The sequence below is a fragment of the Streptomyces sp. NPDC023527 genome (genome assembly GCF_055560115.1).
In genome coordinates this window covers 1-1,456 of record NZ_JBVHJJ010000031.1, presented here as the reverse complement: position 1 = coordinate 1,456, position 1,456 = coordinate 1, and the positions used below count along the sequence as shown (strand labels likewise).

At 66.9% G+C, this 1,456-nt stretch carries 3 protein-coding genes; all 3 read left to right on the top strand.

Going from position 1 to position 1,456, the window contains the following annotated elements:
- On the top strand, positions 1 to 235 hold a 235-nt coding region (locus tag ACZ303_RS31790; RefSeq protein WP_467343945.1), incomplete at its 5' end, for an adenylyl-sulfate kinase.
- Positions 232 to 1,137 carry a sulfate adenylyltransferase subunit CysD gene (gene cysD, locus ACZ303_RS31785; RefSeq protein ID WP_467343944.1) on the top strand — a complete coding sequence of 302 codons (906 nt, stop codon included), beginning with the start codon at positions 232 to 234 and terminating at the stop codon, positions 1,135 to 1,137. The genes ACZ303_RS31790 and cysD, both read left to right, overlap by 4 nt.
- 2 nt (positions 1,138 to 1,139) lie before the next feature.
- Positions 1,140 to 1,456 (top strand): GTP-binding protein (locus ACZ303_RS31780; RefSeq protein ID WP_467343943.1); only part of this gene is annotated, 317 nt, incomplete at its 3' end.

The following is a 1,456-nucleotide window of genomic DNA, read 5'->3' as shown; positions in this document are numbered from 1 at the left end:
CGGCACCGGATATGTGGAGGTGCATGTGGCGACGCCGGTGGAGGTGTGCTCGGTGCGGGATGTGAAGGGTTTGTACGCGAAGCAGGCGGCCGGGGAGCTTTCGGGGCTGACGGGTGTGGACGACCCGTATGAGATGCCGCTGGAGCCCGATGTGCGGATCGCGGCGCATGAGCTGAGCGTGGACGACTCGGCGAGTGTGCTGTACGAGCTGCTGAGCGAGCGGGGGTTGGCATGAGTGACGCGTACGCGCTGTCGCATCTGGATGCGCTGGAGTCGGAGGCGGTGCATGTTTTTAGGGAGGTGGCGGGTGAGTTCGAGCGGCCGGTGATTTTGTTCTCCGGTGGTAAGGATTCGATCGTCATGCTGCATCTGGCGTTGAAGGCGTTCGCGCCGGCGCCGGTGCCGTTCGCGTTGTTGCATGTGGATACCGGGCATAACTTTCCCGAGGTGCTGGCGTATCGGGACCGGGTGGTGGCCGAGCACGGGCTGCGGTTGCATGTGGCGTCGGTGCAGGACTTCATCGACCGCGGCCGGCTGCGGGAGCGCCCGGACGGGACGCGTAATCCGCTGCAGACGGTGCCGTTGCTGGATGCCATCGAGCGGCATCGTTTTGATGCGGTGTTCGGTGGGGGGCGGCGGGATGAGGAGAAGGCGCGGGCGAAGGAGCGGGTGTTCTCGCTGCGGGACGAGTTCGGCGGCTGGGATCCGCGCCGTCAGCGTCCGGAGCTGTGGCAGCTCTACAACGGCCGCCATGCGCCGGGTGAGCATGTGCGGGTGTTCCCGTTGTCGAACTTCACCGAGCTGGATGTGTGGCAGTACATCGCCCGCGAGAAGATCGAACTCCCGGCTATTTATTACGCGCATGAGCGTGAGGTGTTCTCCCGCTCGGGGATGTGGCTGGCCCCCGGCGGGTGGGGTGGGCCGAAGGACACCGAGCGGGTGGAACGACGCCTGGTGCGCTACCGCACCGTGGGTGATATGTCCTGCACCGGTGCCGTCGACTCCGACGCGGTGACGATCGAGGCGGTCATCGCGGAGATCACGGCATCGCGGCTGACGGAGCGGGGCGCAACCCGCGCCGACGACAAGCTGTCGGAGGCCGCGATGGAGGACCGCAAGCGCGAGGGGTACTTCTGACCATGACCACGATTACCGAGACCTCGCTGCTGCGGTTCGCCACCGCCGGTTCCGTCGACGACGGCAAATCGACGCTGGTGGGCCGGCTGCTGCACGATTCGAAGTCGGTCCTGGCCGACCAGCTCGAGGCGGTCGAGCACGCCTCCCGCAACCGGGGCCAGACAGCCCCCGATCTGGCGTTGCTGACGGATGGGCTGCGGGCGGAGCGGGAGCAGGGCATCACCATCGATGTCGCCTACCGCTACTTCGCCACCCCCCGCCGCCGCTTCATCCTCGCCGACACTCCCGGGCATGTGCAGTACACCCGCAACATGGTCAC

Bases quoted from the DNA above. Each gene is read 5' to 3' on its own strand.
- cysD (WP_467343944.1), top strand. From the start codon at position 232: ATGAGTGACGCGTACGCGCTGTCGCATCTGGATGCGCTGGAGTCGGAG.